This is a genomic window from Pseudarthrobacter sp. NS4 (assembly GCF_024758005.1).
GTDB lineage: Bacteria > Actinomycetota > Actinomycetes > Actinomycetales > Micrococcaceae > Arthrobacter.
Window position 1 is genome coordinate 549,062 of the sequence record NZ_CP103288.1, and the last position, 18,567, is coordinate 567,628.

Consider the following 18,567-nt stretch of genomic DNA (forward strand, 5'->3'; position numbering starts at 1 on the left):
GGGACAGAACGGCGCGGTACACATGGAGTCAACGATGACGGCAGGGCGGATCCTTCAAGGGATAGAGTTCGCACGCCCCGAGGGTTCGAGCCCGCTGCTGCTGGACCTCTACCTGCCCGGCGGCGCGTCCGACGGCGGCACCTTTCCCGCCGTGATCCATTTCCACGGCGGCGGATGGCGGACCGGCGGGCGTTCGTCCCTGGGGCCCACTGTGGACGGTTTCGGCCTCAGCCCCATTGAGCAGCTGATGGACGCAGGCTTTGTGGTTGCCTCCGCCGACTACCGCCTCAGCAGTGTTGCCACCTTCCCGGCCCAGCTGCTTGATGCCAAAGCTGCTGTCGGCTGGCTCAGGGCGCACGCCGCTGAATACAACCTGGACCCGCGCCGCATCTACGCATGGGGCGATTCGGCCGGCGGCCACCTCGCAAGCCTTGTGGGACTCACTGCCGGGGCAAAGGAATTCGGGGCACCGGGCAGGCACGCTGACGATGCCGTCGCGGCAGTGGCTGCCTGGTACCCGCCCACGGACCTGAACAGGATGGGCGAACAGGCCCGGCCCGACGCCGTCGCCCGCGCCGATGATCCCGGCTCCCGGGAAGCGCTGCTGATCGGTGCCCAACCCGCGGACGCTCCGGACAAAGCCGCCGCGGCGAGCCCCAGCTCTTACGTCCACACCGCCGCGCCGCCCTTCTTTCTCGCCCACGGGACGGCCGACCGCTTTGTCCCCGTGGCGCAGTCAACCGCACTCGCCGAAGCGCTGGAATGTGCCGGCGCCGCCGTCGAACTCCTCCTGCTGGAAGGCGCGGACCACATGTGGTCCCTCCCGGACAAGAGCCAGGCTGCCGCACAGCAGGCCACCGCGGCCACCATCGATTTTTTCCGCCGCCAGGCGCAAAACCACTGACCCGGAATCCGGCACCCCCGATGTGGTGCCGGACAGACCCGAAAGGCTCCACATGCAGTTCATCGGCATCAACCACCTTGGCGAATCCTGGGCAGCGGCCCTGGTGGATTCGCGCGTCGTCCCGCTCGCACCGGTTTCGGACTTCTGGGCCGACGCCGCCGGCTGGCAAGACAAGTCTGTCTCGCTGGTGTCCGCCGCGGCCGACGGCGGCACGCCGCTTGAGCGCGCCCACGTCACCGAAGTGCCGCTCGTCCCCGCCTCGGCACGGGTCATCTGTGTGGGGCTGAACTACAAGGCCCATGCAGCCGAGGGCAGTTACAAGGACCAGGAGCTTCCGCCCTACCCAACCCTGTTCGGGCGCTGGACTGCATCCTTGTCCGTGGGCAACGTCCCCGTCCCTGTCCCGGCAGGGGAGGCAGGCCTGGACTGGGAAGGCGAAGTGGCCGCCTACATAGGCCGGCGGCTGGAATCGGCGGACGAGGCAACCGCGGCCGACGCAGTCTTCGGCTATTCCACCTTCAACGACATCACCTCCCGCACCGCCCAGAAGCTCACCTCGCAGTGGACGCCGGGCAAAAACGGCGACTTCAGCGGCCCGCTCGGACCGCTGGTGACCCGCGACGAGGTGGGCGACCTGCGTGACGGCCTCCAGGTGCGTACCCGCGTCAACGGCGTGGAGGCCCAGAACGGCAACACCCGGGACATGATTTTCTCCGTTCCGGCCATCATCTCGCTGATCAGCCAGACCTTCACGCTGCACCCGGGCGACCTCATTGCCACCGGCACCCCCGAAGGCGTCGGCTATGCCCGCACCCCGCAGTGGCTGCTCCAGCCGGGCGACGTTGTCGAGGTGGAAATCGACAAGCTCGGCACCCTCACCACGCCGGTAGGCGACGTATCGCTCCGGAGCCGTGCCTGATGGCCACCTTCCACGACACCCCTGCCGGCGGGATCCCGGAGGAGGCCCGCATCCTCATCTCCGGCGGCGGCCCCAGCGGATTGTTCCTGGCCCTGGACCTCGCTTCCCACGGTATCCCCAGCACCGTCATTGAGCCCCGCACCACCGTGGACCACACCCGCCCGCGGGCCAAGACCACCAACGCCCGCACCATGACCCACCTGCACCGGCTCGGACTCGCGGACGCGCTCCGGAGGGCCTCGCCGCTCCCGGTGGACTACGCACAGGACGTCATCTTCTGCACCGCCCTCACAGGGCCCGCCGCGCATGAGCTGCGGCGCTTCCGGAACGCCTTCCAGCTGAACCCCGGCCGGTACGGTCCGCAGCCCGAATGCGGGCAGCAGGTCCCGCAGCCGGTCCTGGAAGAGGTGCTCCGCGACGCAGCGGCAGGCAATCGGCTGGTCACCTTCCTTACCGGCTGGTCAGTAACAGAGGTTTCAGGCGGGCAAGCCCCTTACGCCATCACGGTCTCCAACCCCTCGGACGAACGCCGGACCATCACCACGGATTTCGTGATCGGGGCCGACGGCGGATCCTCCGCCGTGCGGCGCAGCCTGGGGATCAGGCTGGAAGGTGGCTCCGCGGCGCTGTCCAACATCAGCATCCTCTTCCGTTCCAGCCAACTTGCCTCGGCCGTGACGCTGGACCCCGCGGTCCAGTACTGGGTGGTGGGGCAGGACGCGGCAGGGATGGTGGGCCCGATGGACCTTAAGGACACCTGGTGGGCCATTGTGCAGGGGGTGGACCCGGACAGGGAAGTGGGCCAGGAGGAGGCCGGCGCCATGGTGCGGTCCCTGGTGGGTTCGGACGTCGACATCGACGTGCTCGCCACGGACCCGTGGACCGCCCGTATGCTGCTGGCTCCCGAATACAGCCGCGGCAATATCTTCCTGGTGGGCGACGCTGCCCATCTCAACCCGCCATGGGGCGGCCACGGCTTCAACACCTGCATAGGCGACGCCGCCAACCTGGCATGGAAGCTCGCTGCCGTCATCAAGGGATGGGGCGGGCCCTCGCTTCTGGCCAGCTACGGGGACGAGCGCAGGCCGGTGGCCGCCCGCACCATCCGGGACGCTGCGGCCAACGGCAAGGCCCTGGCCTACCATTTCGCCGACCCCGGCCTCACTTCAGAAGGCGCCGCAGGTGAAGCGGCCCGGCAGGCGGCACACCGGGCGCTCGCCGTGAAGCAAAGCGAGTTCGATTCCCTGGGCCTGGTTCTCGGTTATGCCTACGCTGATTCGTCCGTGGTGGTGCCCGACGGCTCGCCCGTTCCCGCTGAGGACCCCATCCGCTATATTCCCAGCGCCAGCCCGGGCGCCCTGTTGCCCCACGTGTGGCTGGAAGATGCCACCTCGGTCTATGGCCGGCTGGGCCAGGGCTTCACCCTGCTGGTAGATGCCGGCGCGCTGGGCCGGGTGCCGGAAGCCGAGGGTTTTGCAGCGGTTCTGGAGGCTGGTGCCCGGCAGGGCATCCCGGTGACCATTGCCGCCGTCGGACCCGCAGACGACGGCACTCCGCTGTCCGAAGTGTGGGGAACGGAAGCTGTGCTGGTCCGCCCGGACCAGCATGTGGCCTGGCGCGGCAGCTCCCCCGGGGCTGCCGCCGCAGCACTGTCCATCGCCGCCGGCTGGCCGGCATCCCAACAGCCGCCATCCCAGGATCCGGCATCCCAAGACCAGTTCAGGAGTACCCGTGTCGACGCTGTCATTCCGTGACTTCCTTTTTGCCCCGGACCACCCGCGGGTGGCGGAAATCCGCGGCCTGAATGCCCGTGAATACGCTGAAGCAGCGAAAACCGATTCCTTCGCGGGGCCCATGATCGAGGGCTGGACAAAGCTGTATCCGCAGGCTTTCACCGGCATCACCAGCGACGGTGTCCGCCGCGAGGGCCTGTATCCGCTCACCGCCGCACGTCCCGGTGAGGAGGCGCCGACCGCGGAAATGGTGGCGGCAGCGGGCAAGCTCCTCGGTGCGGTTACCGCCGAGCAGAAGCGCAGGCTTTGCTACGCCGTGGATGCGCCGGAGTGGCAGAGCTGGGCCAACCCTGAGTTCATGCAGCACGACACCGGGCTCCGGCTGGATGAAATGGATCCGCCGGTCCGCGACGCCGCGCTCGCATTGGTGGAGGCTGGCCTGAGCGCCGAGGGCTACGAACTGGTGCGGAACCTGATGCGGATCAACGGTTTCCTCGGAGATCTGGTGGAGCTGCCGCTGCTGATGAACGAGTTCAGCTACAACGTGGCCCTTTATGGCGAGCCGTCGGAGACTGAGCCGTGGGGGTGGCAGATCTTTGGCCACCACGCCGCGCTGAACTGCCTGGTGGCCGGGACGCAGCTGGTGATCTCGCCCGTGTTCATGGGTGCCGAACCGGACATGATCGACGACGGCCCGCACAAGGGCGTCAAGGTGTTCAAGGAGCGCATTGGGCTGGCCCGGCAGCTGATGGCTGCGCTCCCGGAGGACCTTCGGGCGCAGGCTACGGTATACCGGGAGATGGTGGACCCGGCCATGCCGGAGGGCCGGATCCACCCGGGCGACGAACGCCACCTCGGGGGCTGCTTCCAGGACAACCGCGTGATCCCGTACGAGGGCATCCGGGTAGCTGACATGCCGGCAGAAGCCCGCGTGGTGCTGGACGCCGTGGTGGACGACTTTATTGCCTATCTCCCGGACGGCCCAAGGGCTGCCCGCCGCCGGGAGATCCAGGAGCGCTACACTGAAAGCTTCTTCAGCTGGATAGGCGGCTGGAAAGGTGAAGAGGCGTTCTACTTCCGGCTGCAGAGCCCGGTGGTGGTACTGGAACTCGACCATCACACCGGCGTGTTCCTGAGCAACGACGAGCCCGCACCGTTCCACATGCACACTGTGGTCCGCACCCCCAACGGCAACGACTATGGCCGTGAACTTGTGAAGCAGGCCTGGAACAGCTGATCCCGTGGCGACAAGAAGGCCCGGACTTTTGAAAGTCCGGGCCTTCTTGTTGCCGTGGAAAAAGCTAGGAGATTTCGAGTGCCGTCCGGCGCTGGGGCGGGGGGCCCACCACTGTCAGGTCCATTTCGGCCTGGGCCCGGCCGAAGCCTTCCATGTCCATGTAGGGCTCGCCGCCCTCGGTGTACATGTAGTCCTCGGTGGGCTTGTTGAAGTACTCGAAGAATCCGTTGAAGACCGACGGGGTCAGGAAGCCCACCATCTGGGTGTTGTGGGAATCCAGGGCGAAGGAGTGGATGGTGCCGGCAGGGGCGTGCACGAAGTCGCCCTTGGTCAGCAGCATTTCGCGTCCGTTGGCGTACATCCACATCCGGCCTTCGGTGACGAGGAAGTTCTCAGTGTGCTCCGAGTGGAAGTGCAGCGGGATATAGGGCGTCTTGGCTCCCTTGGTGTGCACTGCAAAGTAGTTTGAGCCGGTGTTGGCCGGCCGTGACAGGTAGGTGAACATGGTCTGGTAGCTGACCAGGCGCTCGCCTTCGTGGGCGCTGAGGAAGTAGGGGCTCTGCGTGGGCGGCAGGCCGGCGTCGCGCTTGAACGCGGGAGTGACCCGCTCCACGTCAGGGAAGGAGATGCCGAACTCGGCCCCCACCTCAGCCTGCTCCTGCCGGCTTGCCGTGTGGCCGGCACGGACAGGCGGGACGTGGGAATCAATGGGCGTCCCCACCCGCTCGTAGTACGCCTCGCCGCCGCCGGGGGTCATCCAGTTCAGGAACCGGGTGTAAGGGCTGGCCATCCGGTAGGCGTGCGGGGTGCCCGGCGGGATCACAACCGAGTCTCCCGGCGTGAGGATCCGGCTTTCACCGGGAAGCCAGACGTGCAGGATGCCATCAAAGACGTAGAGGGTCTTGTGTTCCACCTTGTGGCTGACGAACGGCGATTCCGCACCCATGCCGCCGGAGATATAGGCCGCACTGAAGATGCCGCCGGTGTCCGCTGCCCGGGCAATCACCGTCACCAGCTGGCCGTTGATTTCGTAGCGTGCGCCCTCGCCGGACGCCATGTAATACGGGACCGCTTCGCCGGGCAGCACGTTGGCTGCCGGGAGCTGGGTGTTCATTTCCTCAACGCTGAGGGACATGGTTTCCTTCTTTCCAGTCGGCCGGCACTTGCCGGAGCGTGACCTACATCATGGCTGGCGCAAGGGCGCCCCCACGACCGGAAATTCCATTGGATGAAACCAAATTCGTGCATGCTGTGATTTTCCGGCGGAAGCGGCCCGGGACCCGCTTCCGCCCGACAGGTGCTCCCGTTAGGACTCGCACTCCCGGCAGTATTTGTTGCCGTCCTTTTCCCGGGCCAACTGGCTGCGGTGGTGAACCAGGAAGCAGGACATGCAGGTGAATTCGTCTGCCTGCACCGGCACCACCTGGATCTGGAGTTCCTCATTGGAGAGGTCGGCTCCGGGCAATTCAAAGCTGTCCGCGAGGTCCGTCTCGTCCACGTCGGGGGTGGCCTCCCGCCGGCCGGGCTTCTCGGTCTTTAGCTCCTCCAGGGCGACGTTCGGTTCTTCCTCCGGCGTCACCCGCGGGGCGTCATAGTCAACTGCCATTGGTGCGCTCTCCTGTCCGGCTGTTGGTGCCCAGATTGTTCTGAACAGAGCTGAAACCCGGGGTGGTCCCAAGATATTCCCGGAGCTTACAAGATACCCGCCGTTGGTCAAGACGCTTCGGGCAGCTCCTCCGGAGGCAGGGTTTCCAGTTCGGCCAGGGTTACCAGTTCATCCAGGGTTGGCGGATTGGCCCCCTGCCGGCGGACGGTGATGGCGGCAGCCCGGGAAGCGAGGATCCCCAGGTTCTCCACGGCTTCCCTGCCCAGGCCATCGGTGCCCCTGGTCAGCAGCCCGTAGATCAGGGCAGCCATGTAGGAATCACCGGCACCGATGGTGTCAGCCACCATGGACGGCAATGATGGGACATGCAGGGTGGCGGATCCGGTGGTTAGCAACGATCCTTCCGGCCCCCGCGTCACCACCGCGAGCTGGGCGCCCAGGCGGATAACGCGAGCGGCTGCATCCTCGACGCTGCGGCCCGGGTACAGCCAGGCAGCATCCTCATCACTTAGCTTCACCACGTCCGTCAGCGGGACCAGGTCCTCGAACAGGGCCAGCGCTTCGGTGTGGCTGCCCAGCAGCGCCGGGCGGATGTTGGGATCATAGGTGACCATGCACTCGCGGTGCGATTGCTCCAAAAGTCCCCGCACCGCCGTCGCACCCGGTGCCAGGAACGTGGCGATGGAACCCGTGTGGAGAATCCTTGGCAGGAACTGCGGCGCCACCGGCGCGAGCTCCCATGCGATGTCGAAGTGGTAGTCGGCGGACCCGTCCGCCGCGATGGTGGCGGTGGCCGAGGCCGTGCGCCCGGCGGACCGTGACCCGGGCAGGAGTTCGACGCCGGCACGGGCCAGGTGCTCTTCGATCGCTTGTCCGCGGCTATCGGGGCCCAAGGAGGTGAGCAGTGCCGTCGGCACGCCGAGGCGGCCCAGGCCGTAGGCGACGTTGGCGGGGGAGCCGCCCGGATGTTCAATGGTGCCGTCAGGCGTGGTGACGACGTCCACCAGTGCTTCGCCGATGACCACGACGTCGGGCGTCACCTGGGGGACACCTGTTCCGGGGGCGGGGCGTAAGGATTCTGGGCGCATGGGGGAATGCCTTTCATGGAGCCGTCCGCGGGCCAGGCCACCCGGAAGGGTGTGCGGGCCCGCGGACGGAGGATGGGGTTGGGGGATTACGGTCAGGCCGTTGCGGCACCTGTCATGATGGCTACCGCGTCCGTCATGGAGTGGGACTGCGGGGTGATTGTGGCCGCACATTTGCCGAGCCGCTGGATATGGATCCTGTCCGCCACGTCGAAGACATGCGGCATGTTGTGGCTGATCAGGATGACAGGCAGCCCGCGGTCGCGAAGGTCCCGGACCAGCTGCAGGACCTGGTTCGATTCACGTACGCCAAGTGCCGCCGTCGGTTCATCCAGCACCACCACCTTGGAACCGAAAGCCGCGGCGCGGGCCACGGCCACGGCCTGGCGCTGGCCGCCGGAGAGGTTCTCCACCGGCACCGTCACGTCCTGGAGGGTGGAAATGCCCAGCCGGGTGAGCTCCTCTTTTGCCTTGCGCCGCATCCCCTTGGTGTCCAGCACCCGGAAGATCTTCCCCAACGGGCCGGCCACCCGTTCCTCCCGCCCCAGGAACAGGTTGGACGCCACGTCCAGTGCAGGAGAAACGGCGAGGTTCTGGTACACGGTCTCGATGCCGTGGGCCCGGGCATCCTGTGGACGCTTGAAGTGCACCTGTTCGCCGGAAACCAGCAACTCGCCGGAATCCGGGATCTCGGCGCCGGTGAGGCATTTGATCAGGGTCGATTTGCCGGCCCCGTTGTCACCGATCACGGCCAGCACCTCACCGGGGTAGAGGTCCAGGCTCACGCCGTCCAGGCCCACCACCCTGCCGAAGGTCTTCACGAGGTTCCGTGCCTGCAGGATGGGTTGGCGGACGTTTGTGCCTGCCGGCTCCATGGAGGTGGCGGTCATGACTTCACCTTTCGGATCCACTGGTCGATGGACACAGCGAGGATGATAAGGACGCCCACAGCGAGGGTCTGGTACAGCACGTCCAGCCCTGCCAGGGAGAGTCCGTTGCGGAACACGCCCACAATCAGAGCCCCCAGCAGCGAACCCCAGATGGAGCCGCGGCCACCAAAGAGGCTGGTGCCGCCAATCACGACGGCGGTGATCGAGTCGAGGTTCAGGTCCACGCCCGCGTTGGGGCTGGCGGCGTTCGTGCGGCCGATCTGGATCCACGCGCCAACGGCCAGTACAGCGCCGGCAGCGAGGTAGACGCTCATGAGGACGCGGTTGACGGGGATGCCGGCGAGGCGGGCAGCTTCCTTGTCGTCACCGACGGCGTAGACGTGGCGGCCCCAGGCGGTCTTGCCCAGGATGAACGCCACGGCAACGTAGAGCAGGAGCATCATCACCACGCCGGTGGAGATGCGGACCGGTCCTACGGGGAAGGTGCTTCCGGTCCAGGTGAGCAGGTCCGGCATGCTGGAGCCGCGCACCGTGGAACCGCTCGAATACAGCAGGGTGAGGGCAATGAAGATGTTCAGGGTTCCCAGTGTGACGATGAACGGCGGCAACCGGAACCTGGTGACCAGGAAGCCGTTCAGCGCGCCGGCGGCGAGGCCCACCGCCAGGCCCAGGAGGAGGGCGAGGGGGCCGGGGACGCCGCTGCCCACGGACAGTTGCGCCACCACCATGGACGCGAGGATCATGACGGCACCGACGGACAGGTCAATGCCGGCGGTGAGGATGATCAGGGTCTGCGCTATGGCCAGGGTGCCAACCACGGACACCTGCTGCGTAATCAGCGACAGGTTTTCGAAGCGGAGGAACCTGTCGTTGAGGAGGCCGAACACCACGACGGCGACAATCAGGACGATCGCCGGGCTGAGGGCAGGGTAGCGGTGGAGGATGTTCCGGAGGCGGCTAAGCGGGGTTTGCCGGTCGAGGAATTCCCCGGCCAGGTCGGTGTGCCCTGCCGCGGGCGGTCCTGCGGTCTGTTGTTGGGTCACTGGTGCTCCTGACATTGGTGATCGCCCTGCCTACTTGCCCCAGCAGATATCGCTGGCTTCGGTGGTGGTGATGCTCTCGACGCCTTCGGCCGGCTTGTCCGTTACGAGTTCCACGCCCGTGTTGAAGAAGTCCAGGCCCTCGGTGTTGGCCGGCTTCTTGCCTGTCCTGGCCAGTTCCACAATGGCCTTTACCCCCATTTCGGCCATCTTCACCGGATACTGCTGCGCAGTGGCCCCGATGACGCCGGACTTGACGTTGTCGACGCCGGCGCAGCCGCCGTCGACGGAAACGATCAGGACGTCCTTCTCCTTGCCGGCGGACTTCAGGGCTTCGTAGGCGCCGGCCGCTGCGGGTTCGTTGATGGTGTACACCACGTTGATGTTGGGATTTTTGGAGAGCAGGGTTTCCATGCCGGTACGCCCGGCGTCCTCGGCTCCCTGCGAGGCCTGGCTGCCGACGATCTCGTACTCGCCGCCCTTGCCCCCGGTGTACTTGCCGGTCTTGGCTTCGTCCCCGTTCTTCTTCGCGTCTGCGGTGTCGATGCCCAGCCCGCTCAGGAAGCCCTGGTCACGGTTGTAGTCCACGGAGACCACCTTGTCGTCGAACAGGTCCAGCAGCGCGATGGTTGCCTTCTTGCCGTCCAGTTGCGCTGCGGCCCACTTGCCGATCAGCTCGCCCGCAGCGAAGTTGTCCGTGGCGAAGGTGATGTCCGCGGCGTCCGCCGGGTCCGGCGGGGTGTCCAGGGCAATCACGAACAGGCCGGCGTCCTTGGCCTTCTGCAGTGCGTCGACGACGGAGGGGCCGTTGGGGGTGATCAGGATGCCTTTGTCTCCCTTGGAGATGGCGTTCTCGATGGCCTGGATCTGCGTGTCCTCGTCGCCGTCGGCCTTTCCGGCCGCGAGCTTCAGGTCCACGCCGTCTGCCTCCGCTGCCTTCCTGGCGCCTTCCTGCATGGAGACGAAGAACGGGTTGGTGGTGGTCTTGACGATCAGGGAGACGCCCTCCTTTTCGTCGCCGGAGCCGTCGGTGCTGGAACCCGGGCTGGAGCTCCCGCCGCAGGCGGCCAGGCCAAGGGTGCCAAGTGTCAGTACTGCACCTGCGGCCATCAGGCGGCGGGCGATGGAGCGGGAGGGAGTGGAACTCATCTTTGAATCTCCTGTTTCTCAAGCGCTGGTTCTGAACAGCTACGTTTCATGACAACGATGTCAGGCCTCATGTAATCAGCGTCACAATGTAGAGTCAATAGAAATTCGATGATGAAGGACTGACTCATGACAACGATGTCCAATCGTTACCTGGCAGATCCGGGAAAAGGCCGTCCCACCATGCGGCACGTGGCGGCGCTGGCCGGGGTGGGAATCAAAACCGTTTCCCGGGTGATGAACGATGAGCCCGGAGTTTCCGAGGCCACCAGGCGGCGGGTCCTCGGGGCGTCGCAGCAGTTGAATTACCAGCTGGACATGGCCGCCGGGAGCCTGCGCCGGGCCGGGCGGCAGACCCTCTCCATCGGGCTGCTGCTGCCGAGCGTTGCCAACCCGTTCAGCAGCGAGATCCATCGCGCATTGGAGGATGCTGTGACGGCGCGCGGTATCGCCGTGTTCGCGGCCAGCCTGGATGATGACCCGGACCGCGAGAAGACGCTGGTGGCGGCATTCCTGGGGCGGCGGGTGGACGGATTGGTGCTGACCCCCATTGCCAGGAGCCAGGCGTATGCCATTCCTGAACATTCCCGCGACCTGCCGATGGTGTTCATCGACCGTGAGCCGGTGGGTATCGACGCTGACGCGGTGGTGACGGACAACGCCGTCGGCGCCTCGCGCGCCGCCGCGCACCTGCTGGCACACGGCCACAACAAACTGGCCTATCTCGGTGACCGGACGGATATCCAGACGGCGCGTGAACGGCGTCGTGGTTTCATCGAGGAGCTGGGCCGCGCGGGGATTTCCACCGCCACCGTTCCCGTCCGGGAGGGCCTCCACAACGAAGAATCAGCCCGGCAGGCGGCCCTGGAGCTGCTCCGGGGGGAGAACCCGCCCAGTGCCATTTTCTCCAGCCAGAACCTCGTCACCGTCGGGGTGATGCGGGCGCTGAAGGAGCTGGGGCTCAGCCGGCAGGTGGCATTGGTGGGGTTCGATGACTTCACGCTGGCGGACATGATGGAGCCCGGCATCACCGTCATCGCCCAGCACCCGGAGCGGATCGGAAAGCTGGCCGCGGAACGCCTGCTGGCCAGGATCGACGGCGACGACCGCCCGCCCGAAACGTACATTGTCCCCTCCGAGCTCATTGAGCGCGGGTCCGGGGAGATTCCGCCCGCTTCCTGATTTTGCCCGCCCGGCACAACCCGCCCAACACCAACCGACAAGGGGAGACCCCATGACCAGGACGCTCTACGCCGAATTCACCGTCAAGCCCGGCAGCGAAGGCCGGGTTGCCGAGATGATGCGCGAGCTTACCGAGCATGTCCGCCGCGAACCCGGCAACCAGCTCTTCCTGCCCTACACCCGCGAGCGCAATCCTCGCGAGTACTTCGTTTTCGAGGTCTAGGTGTATTGACCTGAGAGGTTGGTGACGCGGCTGGCCGGTGTCTGACCTTTGAGTGCTGTGTGGGCTCGGTGGTTATTGTAGGCGTGGAGCCAGTTGGGGAAAGCGGCGACACGCTCGGTCTCTGAGCGGTAGGGGCGGATGTAGGCCCATTCCTCGAGCATGGTGCGGTTGAAGCGTTCGACTTTGCCGTTGGTTGTGGGCGGTAGGGGCGGGTGCGTTTATGCTTGATGTCCGGGCCCAGGGCTTGAGCGAAGGCTCGGGACCGGTAGCAGTTCCCGTTGTCGGTCAGGACCCGCTGGACCGTGATTCCTTGGGCTTGGAACCAGGCGTTGGCGCGCTGCCAGAAGGCTGCTGCGGTTTCCTTTGTCTCGTCGGTGAGGATCTCGGTGTAGGCGAGGCGTGAATGGTCATCGACGGCGTTGTGGAGGTAGTGGTAGCCGGGTCGGCGGTTGGATGGAGTCCGTGCCTTGTTCCGGCGCCCGGTGGCCCTGCCGAGGGCACGGTGTCCGCCGCCGTCCGGGATCCGGCCGAGTTTCTTGATGTCGACATGGATCAGGTCCCCGGGCCTGTCGTGTTCGTAGCGGCGGATCACTCGTCCGGTGCCACGGTCCAGCCAGGTCAGTTTCGCCAGCCGGTAGCGGGACAGGACGCGGTGCACGGTGGAGGGGTGGATTCCCAGCAGATAGCCGATCCTGGCCGGCCCCCAGCGCCGGTTCACGCGGATGGCGATGATCCGCCGCTCCGTACGGGTTGCCGTGCGCCGGGGAGAAGAGTGCGGGCGGCTGGAGCGGTCCTCCATCCCAGCTGGACCGCGCTCTCGGTAGCGCTGGGCCCAACGCGCAGCAGTGGGCACTGAGACCTGAAACCGCTCCGCGGCCCGGCGAAGACTCCAACACTGGTCAACGACACATTGCGCGAGCTGCAGCCGTCCACGAGGGGTCAGAAGAGCGTTAGGGTGGGACATGAAGACCTCCGTGCGTGGAATTGGACTCTAGACAAGCCCCACTCCACCCGGAGGTCTTCTTCATGTCACCAAACCACGCCGACCGTCACTAACCTCCGTGGTCAATACATCTAGGGCGACGACGCAGCCTTCCAGGAACACATCACGGCCGACTATGGTGCGCGGTTCAACGGAGAGCTGGCGGAGCATATCGAGGAGGACGGTTCCGTCCTGACCTGGCTGCAGCCCGTGCGCTGACGGTCGCAGGGGCGCGTTAAAAGGCGCTGGGTAAGTAGACTGGTCTACCTATCCTCCCGCAAGGAGTCCGATGTCTGCCTCCAACCTTCCGGTTCCGCCACGGCGTCCGGCGCGCGAGCTGCTGCTCGACGCCGCTGCCCGCCTCTTCTATGCACAGGGGGTGGCTGCCACCGGCATCGACGCCATCACAGCCGAGGCAGGAGTGGCGAAGAAGAGCCTGTACAACAACTTCGCTTCAAAGGCTGAGCTGGTTGCGGCATACCTGGAAGCGCGGCATGAGGAATGGCTCGGCCTGTACCGAAGCCGGCTGGAGGCCGCAAAAAGTCCCCTCGAGCGCGTCCTCGCCATCTTCGACGCCTACCTGGACCACGCCAGCTTCGCTTACGAACATGGTTTCCGGGGCTGCGGACTGCTCAATGCCGCCGCTGAAATGCCGGCAGGTGATGCTGGCAGGCTGGCTGTCCGGCACCATAAGGAAGAGGTGGAGGGCCTCCTGGCGGCGCATGCGGCAGAGCTGCTCCCGGGGGAAGGGGAGCGGGCCGCGGGCCTGGCCCGGCACCTGTCCTTCCTGCTCGAGGGTGCCATGGCCCGGGCCGGCCTCGAAGGCCGGGACGATCGCCTCAGGGATGCCCGGGCCATCGCTGCCCGGATGCTGGAAGACCTGTGAAGGCGGAAGGCAACCACGCGAACGCGCCGTTGTGGGGAGCCCTCTTCGTGGTGGCGGCGTCAATACTGTGGGGAACCACGGGGACGGCAGCCACGCTTGCCCCGTCGGTGAGCCCGCTCGCCATTGGAGCCGTCGCCATGGGGGTGGGCGGACTGCTTCAGGCGGTCTATGCCGCCAGGCCCATTGCCGGCCAGTGGCCCGGCCTGGTGGAGCGATGGCGGCTGGTATCCCTGGCGGCAGCAGCCGTTGCCGTCTACCCCCTCGCCTTCTACAGCTCCATGCGGTTGTCCGGGGTGGCCATCGGAACCGTGGTGTCCATCGGTTCGGCTCCGGTTGCCGCAGCGCTGATAGAACGGTTCACGGACCATAAGCCGCTCACGCGGCGATGGATCCTCGGTGCGATGCTGGGCGTGGCCGGCGCAGGGGCTCTGTCCTTTGCAGGCCACAGTCCCTCAGGGGCCGAAGCCGCCGATTCCTGGGCTTCGACGGCCGGCATACTCCTGGGGCTGGTGGCCGGCGGCACGTATGCGCTCTATTCCTGGGCAGCGCACCGGCTGATCGGCGGCGGCATCTCGTCGAGGGCCGCCATGGGAACGGTCTTCGGGCTCGGGGGATTGCTGCTGATGCCGGTGCTGGCTGTGACAGGCGCGCCGCTGCTGGAGTCATGGACCAACTTCTCCGTGGGCGCGTACATGGCCCTCGTCCCGATGTTTGCCGGGTACGTCCTGTTCGGCTGGGGACTGGCCCGTATCCGCGCAAGCACCGCAACCAGCATTTCCCTGCTGGAAACGGTTGTGGCCGCGGTCCTCGCCGTGCTGGTGGTCGGGGAACGGCTCCCGGCACTTGGCTGGCTTGGCGCCGCCGTCGTACTGCTAAGCCTGTTCATCCTGACGCCGGGACCGCGCCCCAAAGGCCGGAGGCAGGCCCAGGCGGCGCGTCCATCAGCCGGTGGGCTGTTCCCGTCGCCGGCCCCTGCCCAGGAAGGGGTTGAGGAACTGGCGGGCGCCCAGCCCCAGCAGCACAATTCCCGGGACGACGGCGGCGATCGCCTGGCTGCCAATTCCCGCGATCACGAGCACAAGCCCCAGCAGGCAAAGGGCTGAGCCAGAGAAAAGGCCTGCCGGAATGCGGCGGGCCGGGTAGCCGGAGAGCAGCTCCATGGCCAGGTGGGGATCATCGGCGATCAGTCCCAGCTCCAGTTCCTTGAGCAGCCTCCGCTCCTCTTCGGACATTGGCATTGCATGCCCCTGGATTCCATGAGACGCGGGTGTCGGTATTGACCGTAGGAGCCTTCTCTCGGTTAGTCAAGAGCCGCCAGGACCGGGCTGGGAGTGTTCGTCAAGGACGTCATACCGGAGGGAATCACCGAACACCCGCACTCCCTTGGTAGCGATGTGCACCGTGTTTGCTGAGCGCGGCATCAGGTGCTCAACCGGAGTCCCGGCAAGCAAAAGGCAGTGGTCTGAAATGAGCCGCCGGTGGCACCGCCACCAGAGCGTCTCGCTGCACATGATGGCAGTCTGTGCAGCCCTCGCGCCGGCAACCAGCTCGCCGGCAGCGGCCCTGAAGCCGTCCGAGCGCATGTAGGACGCGTAGGCCCGGAACGACTCGTTGCGGAGCGCGATGTCCGGGGAATCGGGAGGAAGCTTGCGGAAACCACCCAGCCGCTGCTCCCACCGGTAGGTGATTCCCGCTTCCGGAAGCCATACGGCCATCCGGTCCTTGCCGAAATGCGGATGCTTGCGGCTGCCGGGGCCAATCCGCACATCCACCAGGGACGTCACCCCGGCGGAAGTCAGCAGTTCCGTGAAATCGGACTGCGAGGCGGTTCCGTGACCTACGGTGTAAAGGGCCTTCATTGAAGCCATGATAGGCATTCCGCCGGCCTGGGGAGGCAGCCCGGCCGCCTCCCCTCCCGCCGGCGGTATTGCTTTCCTACTTGCGGCCCTTCACCGGCTTGGACTGGGTGGTGAACATTGACTGGTTTAGCGCCGTGACGGTGATGGATTTCAGGACGGCGGTGCCGCCGTCGGCAAACAGTGCCACCTCGCCGGCGCCCTCTGCCGGGAACACCTGGTCCGTGATGGTGCGGAGGCCGTTCTGCGCGAAGACCTCCACGGAGGACCTGTCCACGTAGATCCGCAACGTGATGTTGCCGCTGGCGTCAGGCGCTACGGGGGCAGAATCCACCGAGCTGAACAGCGGATGGAATGCGGTGTTCCCCGAGTTGCTGCGGTCCACGTACAGTTCACCGGCTGCGGCGTCATAGCCGATCACGGTGGAAGTGGTTCCGTTCCCGAGGACGCTGATGCCTGCCTTGGCTGCTGTTCCCGGTGCAAACGTCACATCAATCCGTTGAACCTGGCCTGCCGCCACCGAGGGTAACGCGGCAGTGCCCGGTGCTATGTTGCGGGCGCCCTTTTCCTGGTAGGAGGGCTTGCCGGCCAGGGCATCCACCTGGTTCACGGCCTTCTGCACCAGCCGGGGCCCGTCGGCCGTCTGCGCCAGTCCCACCTCACGCGGCAGGGACATGGCACTGCGCCACGGCGAGGTGGGAACGCTGTTGGCGTAGTCCCAGTTGTTCATCCAGCCCAGCATGATCCGCTTGTCCGCCGGCATGTTGGCGAAGGACACCGACGCGTAGTAATCCCGGCCGTAGTCCAGCCAGTCGTACGTCTCCAGGCGCGGTGTGGCCGGCATCGGGGATGCGACGAACTCGTCGGCCAGGATGTGGCCCCAGCCGAAGCGGTTGTTGTCCACAATCCGGATGCTCGCGGACCGGCCCTTGAACTCGGAGACGTTCCAGGACGCCCAGTCCAGCACCTCGCTGTTGGCGCCGGAGGCGGTGCGGACCACCTGCCCGTCCACCACCAGGTTCACCGTGGTTTCGTCGGAACGGGGAACTGCGGGCTGGTCCGTCAGCATGACGTGGTCCAGCGTCAGGTGCCCCCAGCCGCCAGCGGCCTGGTCCACAATCCGCAGTTGGGCAGGCTGTCCGGCGAATTCGGACACGTCCCACCCTTTCCAGTTGAGCTGCCCGGCATCGTCTCCGGCAAGGCTGCGGACCACCTGGCCGTCAACCAACAGTTGGGCTTCGAGGATCTGGCCCGATGCCGCGGTCCGGGAACCGCCGCCCACCAGCAAGCTGATGTAATTGTGGCTGATGGCGAACGGTGGCGACGTCAGGGTTCCCTGCCGGTCGTCGCCGGGAGCGCCGCCCGTTTCGAACGTGTTGATTCTCTTTGCGCCGATATGGAAGTCGCTGCCCGCGGTGGCCGGCTGGAACACCGGTGCCAGGTCGCCGGTTCCTGTCCAGCCGGCGTCGGCCAGTGTGGTTCCGTCCGGGACTTCAAAGCCGTTGAACAACAGCTCGCCGGGCGGGGGGGTGTTGTCCAGCTTGTCCGAAACGCGCGGGTGCTGGCCGCCACCCACCAGGAAGTTGAGGTAGTCGCTGGTGACCGTGAACTCCGGCGAGGCCAGGGACCCGACCGGCCAGTCGCCGTCGTTGAACGAATTGACCAGCCCCGGGCCGGCGAACCCGGTCACGGTGTTCTGGCCGGGCAATGTGCCGGTGGCGGGAGCATCGCCAAACGGGCCGTTCTTCCAGTTGCCCGCCTCGTTGCTGACCGTCCAGCCGTTGTAGGTGCCGTCATTAAAGCCCGCCAGTGGTGTTCCCGCGGGGAGGGCATCGCCGGCCTTGTTGGATTCCGACGTGAAGGTGGTGCCGTCAAAGTCGCCCACGAAGTACTGGCCCGCAGACCCTCCGGCCACGCCGCCCGGGTTAATGTTCACCACCATCACCCACTTGGTGTTGGCCGGATCGCCATCCACGGCCAGGGGAAACAGGTCCGGGCACTCCCACAGGCCGCCGGTGGCGTTGGCCGGGCCGAACTCGCTGAGCAGGTCCCAGTCCTTGAGGTTTGCCGATTTGTAGAGCAGGACCTTGTGGTCCGGAGCCTCGACGGCTGCCATCACCCAGTACCCGCCACCCCCCGGGGCCTCGTACCAGAAGACCTTGGGGTCACGGAAGTTGGCCGAGTTCCGGTTCAGGACGGGGTTGGCGCTGTACTTGGTCCAGGTCTGGCCGTCGTCCAGGCTGTATGCAAGCGACTGTGCCTGCAGGCCCCGGTACGGCGAGGCGTCCTTGTAGGCGCTGGTGAAAACCGCTACCAACGGCGGGTTCTCCGCAGTTCCGAAGCCTGAGGTGTTGTTCCGGTCCACCACCACGCTGCCGGAGAAGATATCCTGCTGGTCATCGGTGGCGATGGCCAGGGGCTGCTCCTTCCAATGGGTGAGGTCGGTGGAGGTGGCATGGCCCCAGGACATGTTGCCCCACGTGTTGCCCGACGGATTGTGCTGGTAGTAGAGGTGGTACACGCCGTTGTGGAAGACCATCCCGTTCGGATCGTTCATCCAGTTCTGCTGCGGCGTGTAGTGGAACGCCGGCCGGTACTGTTCTTCTCCGAACGTGGTTTCACCCGGCTGCATGGCCTGGGCTGGTCCCGCTCCTGCCAGTGCCGCCGCCAGGGCGAGACCGGCCAGGGTGAGCGCTGCGCACGCCCGGTTCAGTTTTTGTGCAGGGGATTTCATGATTTGAGGTCGCCCTTCATCGCGCGTCGTGTGATGACAACGTTGTCAGTGACAGGAACGCCAAATGATGTCCGCAAGACAAGTCAACGGATTTGTTTCGCAGCCAGCCAGGTCGCTGGATGACCAAAAGCGGGTGGACAGCCT

Annotated in this window: 16 protein-coding genes and 2 pseudogenes; 8 read left to right on the forward strand and 10 right to left on the reverse strand. The window is 66.2% G+C overall.

Features of this window, described 5'->3' with window-relative positions:
• The first annotated feature begins 34 nt into the window (after positions 1-34).
• The 4 genes from NXY83_RS02600 to NXY83_RS02615 are packed head-to-tail and all read left to right on the forward strand — an operon-like array spanning position 35 to position 4,793.
• Complete coding sequence (locus NXY83_RS02600; protein WP_258804561.1) at positions 35-904, forward strand: alpha/beta hydrolase; 870 nt, start codon at positions 35-37, stop codon at positions 902-904.
• Between the two features lie 52 nt (positions 905-956).
• Positions 957-1,823: a fumarylacetoacetate hydrolase family protein gene (locus tag NXY83_RS02605; protein WP_258804562.1), complete on the forward strand. Its 867-nt coding sequence runs from the start codon at positions 957-959 to the stop codon at positions 1,821-1,823.
• Positions 1,823-3,577, forward strand: a complete 1,755-nt coding sequence (locus NXY83_RS02610) for an FAD-dependent monooxygenase (RefSeq protein WP_258804563.1) — start codon at positions 1,823-1,825, stop codon at positions 3,575-3,577. The genes NXY83_RS02605 and NXY83_RS02610 overlap by 1 nt, the downstream gene beginning before the upstream one ends.
• Entirely contained in the window at positions 3,555-4,793 is a 1,239-nt protein-coding gene (locus NXY83_RS02615) for a DUF3500 domain-containing protein (RefSeq protein WP_258804564.1), read from the forward strand. Before NXY83_RS02610 ends, NXY83_RS02615 begins: the two co-directional genes overlap by 23 nt.
• 64 nt (positions 4,794-4,857) lie before the next feature.
• On the opposite strand, the gene NXY83_RS02620 is transcribed toward NXY83_RS02615, so the two are convergent.
• From NXY83_RS02620 to NXY83_RS02645, 6 genes are all read right to left on the reverse strand, one after another.
• Positions 4,858-5,928 (reverse strand): quercetin 2,3-dioxygenase, encoded by a 1,071-nt coding sequence (locus NXY83_RS02620; RefSeq protein WP_258804565.1) that lies wholly within the window; start codon positions 5,926-5,928, stop codon positions 4,858-4,860.
• Positions 5,929-6,099: 171 nt separating this feature from the next.
• Positions 6,100-6,399 (reverse strand): DUF4193 domain-containing protein, encoded by a 300-nt coding sequence (locus tag NXY83_RS02625; RefSeq protein ID WP_079596747.1) that lies wholly within the window; start codon positions 6,397-6,399, stop codon positions 6,100-6,102.
• Between the two features lie 107 nt (positions 6,400-6,506).
• Positions 6,507-7,487, reverse strand: coding sequence for a carbohydrate kinase family protein (locus NXY83_RS02630; RefSeq protein ID WP_258804566.1), 981 nt, complete (start codon positions 7,485-7,487; stop codon positions 6,507-6,509).
• A gap of 92 nt (positions 7,488-7,579) precedes the next feature.
• The gene (locus tag NXY83_RS02635) at positions 7,580-8,374 is read right to left on the reverse strand and encodes an ATP-binding cassette domain-containing protein (RefSeq protein ID WP_258804567.1); all 795 of its coding nucleotides are present in this window, start codon (positions 8,372-8,374) and stop codon (positions 7,580-7,582) included.
• On the reverse strand, positions 8,371-9,417 hold the full coding sequence (locus NXY83_RS02640; protein WP_258804568.1) for an ABC transporter permease: 1,047 nt from the start codon (positions 9,415-9,417) through the stop codon (positions 8,371-8,373). The genes NXY83_RS02635 and NXY83_RS02640 overlap by 4 nt, the downstream gene beginning before the upstream one ends.
• Before the next feature lie 30 nt (positions 9,418-9,447).
• Positions 9,448-10,563 carry a substrate-binding domain-containing protein gene (locus tag NXY83_RS02645; RefSeq protein ID WP_258804569.1) on the reverse strand — a complete coding sequence of 372 codons (1,116 nt, stop codon included), beginning with the start codon at positions 10,561-10,563 and terminating at the stop codon, positions 9,448-9,450.
• A 180-nt stretch (positions 10,564-10,743) separates the two neighbouring features.
• Between NXY83_RS02645 and NXY83_RS02650 the strand changes: the two genes are divergently transcribed.
• Complete coding sequence (locus NXY83_RS02650) at positions 10,744-11,742, forward strand: LacI family DNA-binding transcriptional regulator (protein WP_258806405.1); 999 nt, start codon at positions 10,744-10,746, stop codon at positions 11,740-11,742.
• A 52-nt stretch (positions 11,743-11,794) separates the two neighbouring features.
• A complete protein-coding gene (locus NXY83_RS02655) occupies positions 11,795-11,965 on the forward strand; it encodes a putative quinol monooxygenase (RefSeq protein ID WP_258804570.1) in 171 nt (56 codons plus the stop codon).
• Here the strand turns inward: NXY83_RS02655 and NXY83_RS02660 are convergent.
• Positions 11,962-12,929, reverse strand: a pseudogene (locus NXY83_RS02660) (IS481 family transposase). The gene NXY83_RS02655 and the pseudogene NXY83_RS02660 sit on opposite strands and share 4 nt — an antisense overlap.
• 307 nt (positions 12,930-13,236) lie before the next feature.
• Between NXY83_RS02660 and NXY83_RS02665 the strand changes: the two are divergent.
• Positions 13,237-13,833 carry a TetR/AcrR family transcriptional regulator gene (locus NXY83_RS02665; RefSeq protein ID WP_258804571.1) on the forward strand — a complete coding sequence of 199 codons (597 nt, stop codon included), beginning with the start codon at positions 13,237-13,239 and terminating at the stop codon, positions 13,831-13,833.
• Positions 13,830-14,936, forward strand: a complete 1,107-nt coding sequence (locus NXY83_RS02670) for a DMT family transporter (protein WP_258804572.1) — start codon at positions 13,830-13,832, stop codon at positions 14,934-14,936. Before NXY83_RS02665 ends, NXY83_RS02670 begins: the two co-directional genes overlap by 4 nt.
• On the opposite strand, the pseudogene NXY83_RS02675 reads toward NXY83_RS02670, so the two are convergent.
• The 3 genes and pseudogenes from NXY83_RS02675 to NXY83_RS02685 form a co-directional block, all read right to left on the reverse strand.
• Positions 14,898-15,071, reverse strand: a pseudogene (locus NXY83_RS02675) (DUF3040 domain-containing protein); the annotation flags it as partial. The gene NXY83_RS02670 and the pseudogene NXY83_RS02675 sit on opposite strands and share 39 nt — an antisense overlap.
• A 66-nt stretch (positions 15,072-15,137) precedes the next feature.
• Positions 15,138-15,701: a DUF488 family protein gene (locus tag NXY83_RS02680; RefSeq protein WP_258804573.1), complete on the reverse strand. Its 564-nt coding sequence runs from the start codon at positions 15,699-15,701 to the stop codon at positions 15,138-15,140.
• A 67-nt stretch (positions 15,702-15,768) separates the two neighbouring features.
• Complete coding sequence (locus tag NXY83_RS02685) at positions 15,769-18,423, reverse strand: GH32 C-terminal domain-containing protein (RefSeq protein WP_397427552.1); 2,655 nt, start codon at positions 18,421-18,423, stop codon at positions 15,769-15,771.
• Positions 18,424-18,567: the final 144 nt, after the last annotated feature.

Excerpts from the sequence above, each read along its gene's own strand:
- NXY83_RS02600 (WP_258804561.1), top strand. The coding sequence starts at position 35 with ATGACGGCAGGGCGGATCCTTCAAGGGATAGAGTTCGCACGCCCCGAG.
- NXY83_RS02605 (WP_258804562.1), top strand. The coding sequence starts at position 957 with ATGCAGTTCATCGGCATCAACCACCTTGGCGAATCCTGGGCAGCGGCC.
- NXY83_RS02610 (WP_258804563.1), top strand. The coding sequence starts at position 1,823 with ATGGCCACCTTCCACGACACCCCTGCCGGCGGGATCCCGGAGGAGGCC.
- NXY83_RS02620 (WP_258804565.1), bottom strand. The coding sequence starts at position 5,928 with ATGTCCCTCAGCGTTGAGGAAATGAACACCCAGCTCCCGGCAGCCAAC.
- NXY83_RS02625 (WP_079596747.1), bottom strand. The coding sequence starts at position 6,399 with ATGGCAGTTGACTATGACGCCCCGCGGGTGACGCCGGAGGAAGAACCG.
- NXY83_RS02630 (WP_258804566.1), bottom strand. The coding sequence starts at position 7,487 with ATGCGCCCAGAATCCTTACGCCCCGCCCCCGGAACAGGTGTCCCCCAG.
- NXY83_RS02635 (WP_258804567.1), bottom strand. The coding sequence starts at position 8,374 with ATGACCGCCACCTCCATGGAGCCGGCAGGCACAAACGTCCGCCAACCC.
- NXY83_RS02645 (WP_258804569.1), bottom strand. The coding sequence starts at position 10,563 with ATGAGTTCCACTCCCTCCCGCTCCATCGCCCGCCGCCTGATGGCCGCA.
- NXY83_RS02650 (WP_258806405.1), top strand. The coding sequence starts at position 10,744 with ATGCGGCACGTGGCGGCGCTGGCCGGGGTGGGAATCAAAACCGTTTCC.
- NXY83_RS02655 (WP_258804570.1), top strand. The coding sequence starts at position 11,795 with ATGACCAGGACGCTCTACGCCGAATTCACCGTCAAGCCCGGCAGCGAA.
- NXY83_RS02665 (WP_258804571.1), top strand. The coding sequence starts at position 13,237 with ATGTCTGCCTCCAACCTTCCGGTTCCGCCACGGCGTCCGGCGCGCGAG.
- NXY83_RS02680 (WP_258804573.1), bottom strand. The coding sequence starts at position 15,701 with ATGGCTTCAATGAAGGCCCTTTACACCGTAGGTCACGGAACCGCCTCG.
- NXY83_RS02685 (WP_397427552.1), bottom strand. The coding sequence starts at position 18,423 with ATGAAATCCCCTGCACAAAAACTGAACCGGGCGTGCGCAGCGCTCACC.